Source organism: bacterium, from assembly GCA_028821235.1.
GTDB lineage: Bacteria > Actinomycetota > Acidimicrobiia > Spongiisociales > Spongiisociaceae > Spongiisocius.
On record JAPPGV010000039.1, the window covers coordinates 1 to 4,660 of the forward strand.

The 4,660-nt window shown below is 66.6% G+C and carries 5 protein-coding genes; 4 read left to right on the forward strand and 1 reads right to left on the reverse strand.

Annotated elements, in window-relative coordinates; translation table 11 throughout:
• Window positions 1-367, forward strand: a 367-nt coding sequence (locus OXK16_04730) for an isocitrate lyase (GenBank protein ID MDE0375252.1), incomplete at its 5' end; no start/stop codon positions are given.
• Window positions 368-737: 370 nt separating this feature from the next.
• On the opposite strand, the gene OXK16_04735 is transcribed toward OXK16_04730, so the two are convergent.
• Window positions 738-1,205 carry a hypothetical protein gene (locus OXK16_04735; GenBank protein ID MDE0375253.1) on the reverse strand — a complete coding sequence of 156 codons (468 nt, stop codon included), beginning with the start codon at window positions 1,203-1,205 and terminating at the stop codon, window positions 738-740.
• A gap of 144 nt (window positions 1,206-1,349) precedes the next feature.
• On the opposite strand from OXK16_04735, the gene OXK16_04740 reads away from it, so the two are divergent.
• The 3 genes from OXK16_04740 to OXK16_04750 all read left to right on the forward strand — a co-directional run bounded on the left by OXK16_04740 (window position 1,350) and on the right by OXK16_04750 (window position 4,236).
• Window positions 1,350-2,321, forward strand: coding sequence for a nucleoside deaminase (locus OXK16_04740; protein ID MDE0375254.1), 972 nt, complete (start codon window positions 1,350-1,352; stop codon window positions 2,319-2,321).
• A gap of 104 nt (window positions 2,322-2,425) precedes the next feature.
• Window positions 2,426-3,466, forward strand: a complete 1,041-nt coding sequence (locus tag OXK16_04745; protein ID MDE0375255.1) for a hypothetical protein — start codon at window positions 2,426-2,428, stop codon at window positions 3,464-3,466.
• Window positions 3,467-3,480: 14 nt separating this feature from the next.
• Window positions 3,481-4,236 (forward strand): glucose 1-dehydrogenase, encoded by a 756-nt coding sequence (locus tag OXK16_04750; GenBank protein MDE0375256.1) that lies wholly within the window; start codon window positions 3,481-3,483, stop codon window positions 4,234-4,236.
• Window positions 4,237-4,660: the final 424 nt, after the last annotated feature.

The window sequence follows — 4,660 nt, forward strand, 5'->3', positions numbered from 1 at the left end:
GCTGCTGGCCTACAACTGCTCCCCCTCCTTCAACTGGAGACACCACCTGAGTGACCGCCAGATCGCGACGTTCCAGGATCGGATCGCTGCGCTGGGCTACAAGTTCCAGTTCATCACCCTGGCGGGATGGCATCTGCTCAACTTCCACACATTCGACCTGGCCAGGTCGTACGACCGCTCGGGTATGGCGGCCTACAGCCGGCTGCAGCAGACCGAGATCGCCTCGGAGCCGTTCGGGTACACCGCGACCAAACATCAGGCGGAGGTGGGCGCCGGTTACTTCGACGAGGTGATGCAGGTCACGACCGGAGGCCGAGCCTCCACCCTGGCGATGGTCGGGTCCACCGAATCGAAGCAGTTCGACTGAACCCATCGGTGTGCTGTGCGGTCAGGCGCTCCCGGCGGCCCGATACGAACCCCGCGACCGCGGAACGCGAAAATCGCGACGAGGGGCTGCGCCGCCGGGCCCTCCCCCGCCACCACCTTTCCTGGTTCGGAGCGTGGTCGGCCATGCCCGGCCGGCTGCCGGGTAGGCGGTCGCTCCATGAAGCCTCGGTATGTTCCCTCCGGGCCGGCCGAACCGATCGGCAGGACGCCATCGGCCGGTGTAGGTGCTTGGCAATAGGCAACATATAGCGGCAGTGTGACACGTTCTACCCCTTCCTGCCCATAGCGGTGAAGCTCCGGTCTTCCTACTCCGCCGGTCAGGAACGGGCCTGTGGCTCTGGTGGACATCCTTAGGACCCTCCGATCACTGACCCCAGAGAGGTGTCGCCGGGTCCTCCCGGGACGATCGGCGGCTCAGCGAGTCTCCCGTGCGTAGGGAACGGACAGGGCCGAGGGGGCGCTGAACTATCGCGCGGTGGCGGGATCCTCTTCCACCGCCCGCAGAGCCAGGCCCGCCGGGTGCGGAACAGCCAGAAGGCTGCCACCGCCACCAGCACCCACGACATGTACACCACCCAGTCGTGGCCCAAGACCAGGGGGCCCACCAGCGGCAGGTCGCGCAACGCCTCCCCGAAGACCGGCTCGAACTTGGAGACGGGACGGGCGTAGATCAGGGCCGAGTCGTTGAGGCTCCCGACGAAGCTGGCGAACCCGGTGCCGGTCACCACCAGCACCAGGCCGGACACGATCTTGTTCACCCGCAGGGTCACCGCCAGGTGGGCGTGGATCAAGGCGAACAGCTCGCCCACCCCCGCCATGCGGGTGCTCCACTTCGAGTCGCCGGCGTGGAGGACGCCCTGTCCGGCATGGGCGTGGCCGAAATCAACCGCACCCCGATCACCGCGCCCTACGTGCTGGGCCTCATCCCGGCCTCTTAATACCCATCAGGCTACGCTCCGGCCATGGCAGAACTCAGCGCACAGGACGAACGACTGCTCCGGCGGGCCATCGAGGTATCGGCCCGGTCGGTGGCGAACGGGAACATGCCTTTCGGCGCCATCATGGCGGACCCAGCCGGCAGGGTCCTCCTGGAGGCGGAGAACACGGGCGTCACGGGCAGGAACACGCTCAACCACGCCGAGACCAACCTCATGAACATGGCGGTGACCTCCCTCAACCCCCACCAGATCGCCACCGCCACGCTCTATACGAGCTGCGAACCCTGTGCCATGTGCAGCGGCGCCATGTACTGGGGCGGGCTCAACCGGATGGTCTACGGGATGAGCGAGGCGGATCTCCTGAAGATCACCGGAGAGGATCCCGGCACCGCCACCATGCGGGGCGTGGGCTGCCGGAACATCTTCCAGAGTGGCCAGCGCGATATCGAGGTGAGCGGCCCCCACCTGGTGGAGGAAGCCTCGGCGATCCACATCGGGTTCTATGACCAGTTCATGCTCAGCGCCCAGGAAAAACAGCTGCTGCGGCGGGCCATCGAGGTGTCCGCCAGGTCGGTCGCCAACGGGAACCTACCCTTCGGGGCGCTGATGGCCGATCCGGACGGGAACGTCCTGCTGGAGGCGGAGAACAGCGACATCACCGGCAAGAGCCCGCTCAACCACGCCGAGACCAACCTGATGAGGCTGGCGATCGAGAAGCTCACCCCGGAGCAGATGGCCACGGCCACCCTCTACACCAGCTGCGAGCCATGCGCCATGTGCAGCGGCTCCATGTACTGGGGGGGCCTGAACCGGATGGTCTACGGGATGAGTGAGTCGGACCTGCTGCAGTACACGGGCGGCCACAAGCTCAACCCGACCATGACCGGGGTGGGCTGCCGGGCCGTGCTCCAGAGCGGCCACCGCGAGGTGGAGGTGAAGGGCCCCTTCCTCATCGACGAGGCCTCGGTGATCCACCGGACCTACTGGAGCTCCTGAGCCGTAAGTCGCGCTCAAGGCTGGACCTCGGCGCCCGCCCGGCCGCCCGTCCGACCGGATAGGATCAACCGGAGCCTTCTCGTCAGCCCGAAAGGAGAACGCCGTTGCGTAGAGTCCCCACCACGTCCGCCGCCGGCGCGGAACTGGTACCCATGTTCAAGGACCATATGGAGCTGTGCCGGGTGGGCCCCGGACAGACCGTCATGGCCTTCACCAATACCCAGAGCAACCCCGCCTACATCACCGCCCTGATGGGAGCGGTGAAGGTGCTGGGCGGCGACTTCTTCCAGATAATGGTGCCGGCCGACGACTCCTGGACGCAGTCGCGCACAATCGTCGAGGCCTGGAAAGGGTGCGACCTGGTGGTGGGGTTGCTGGCCAGCATGGGATCGCACTGGATCTACTCCGACGCCCACAACGAGGCCCTGGAGTCGGGCGTCCGCACCTTGATGATCGAGGAGCCCGAGGACCACCTGCGCCGCCTCTTCCCGATTCCGGTCATCCGCGAGCGCGGCGAGGCCAGCGTGGAATATATGAGTCAGTCGGACATCATGCGGGTCCAGTCGGAGGCGGGGACGGACCTCACCGTCCGCTACACGGGCCGGAACCTCGGGTGCCAGTACGGCTACAGCGACGAGCCGGGACGCTGGGACCACTGGCCGTCGGGGCAGTCCAGCGTGGCGCCGCTGGAGGACTCGGCGGAGGGCACCCTGGTGGTGGATGCCGGCGACGCGCTGCTGCCGATGGGCAAGTACGTGGAGCAGCCGATCCGCATGGAGCTACGGGAGGGGAGCATCGTCTCCATCGACGGGGGCGCCGACGCCCGGCTTCTCAAGGACTTCTTCGAGCTGCCCAAGGACGACCGGGCCTACGGCCTGTCCCACATCGGCTGGGGGTACGAGCACCGGGCCAACTGGAACGCTCTGGGCCTCCGCTTCTGGGAAGGCGGGGGCGTGATGGACACCGAGAGCTATTACGGCAACATGCTGATCGCGTTCGGGTCCAACTTCTTCCGCAAGCTGGGCGGCCAGAACCGTGTCAACTTCCACTTCGACATCCCGACCCGCAACCACTCCATCTGGATCGGCGACACCCAGATCATCGACCGGGGCAGCTTCGTGGTACCCGGCTTCGAGCTGGAATAGCCGGCGCCCGAACCATGCGGCTCAACGACAAGGTAGCGGTAGTAACGGGGTCCTCCCGTTCCATCGGGAGGGCCATCGCCCTCGGATACGGGCGGGAAGGCGCCAAGGTGGTGGTCAACTACCGCAGCGACAAGGGAGCTGCCGACTCGGCGGTGGCCGAGATCGAGGCGATGGGCTCGGAGGCCATCGCAGTGCAGGCCGACACGTCATCGTCCTCGGATGTGGAGGCGCTGATGGCCGCGGCCGTGGACCGCTTCGGGCGGATCGACATCCTGGTCAACAACGCCGCCATCCTGATCCGGACGCATTTCCTCGAGATCGAGGAGTCGGAGTGGGACCGGATCATGGAGGTAAACCTCAAGGGGTTCTTCCTGTGCTCCCAGACGGCGGCGCGCCAGATGGTCCGCCAGGGTGATGGTGGGGTGATCATCAACATGTCCTCGGCGGGCGACACCCTGGCCGGGAAGGACCTCGCCCACTACTGCGTGGCCAAGGGAGGGGTGCGCATGCTCACCAGGCAGCTGGCCTTCGAGCTCGCGCCCCACGGGATCCGCGCCAACGCCATCGCTCCGGGATTGATCGAGACGGACCTGAACCGGTCAGACCTGGCCGTTCCCGAGTTCCGCGAGTACCGCCTCTCCATGATCCCGCTGGGGATCATCGGGGTTCCCGAGGACATAGTGGGAGCGGCGGTCTTCCTGGCCTCAGAGGACTCCAGGATGGCCACCGGCTCCACCATCTACCTGGACGCCGGCCAGACCATCTTCTGACCGCCGGGGGCTACCGGCCCGGTCCCACTCGCTGGGACGGAGTCTTCTCCCTGTCACCAGGGTGGAGGAACAGCCCTACCCGTTCCTCCCACTGTCCCGTGTCTCGGGGTTCGCCACGACTGTGACCAGTGGCCGTCGTGGGCGGTGCGGGCTCTGTGCCCGGACAAGGGGGTTGAACATGTCACAGCCCCGCCGCATACTGCCCGGCAGTCACAAACACCACCGGTTTCCAGCTATTCGACGTCGAGGGAACCGGAACCGGGATCAATTCGGGAGCGGACCCGCCGGGGGATAGCGGAACGCGTTCGGACCAAAGGAGGTGGTGGCTGGGGGATGGGCCCGCCGGGGAGGGCCGTGGTCGCGATGCTCCTATGTTTGTCAAGTTGGTGTGGGGGTTGGTTCGTGGGTTCGGAGCCAGTTGTGG

Excerpts from the sequence above, each read along its gene's own strand:
- OXK16_04750 (MDE0375256.1), top strand. The coding sequence starts at position 3,481 with ATGCGGCTCAACGACAAGGTAGCGGTAGTAACGGGGTCCTCCCGTTCC.
- OXK16_04740 (MDE0375254.1), top strand. The coding sequence starts at position 1,350 with ATGGCAGAACTCAGCGCACAGGACGAACGACTGCTCCGGCGGGCCATC.
- OXK16_04735 (MDE0375253.1), bottom strand. The coding sequence starts at position 1,205 with ATGGCGGGGGTGGGCGAGCTGTTCGCCTTGATCCACGCCCACCTGGCG.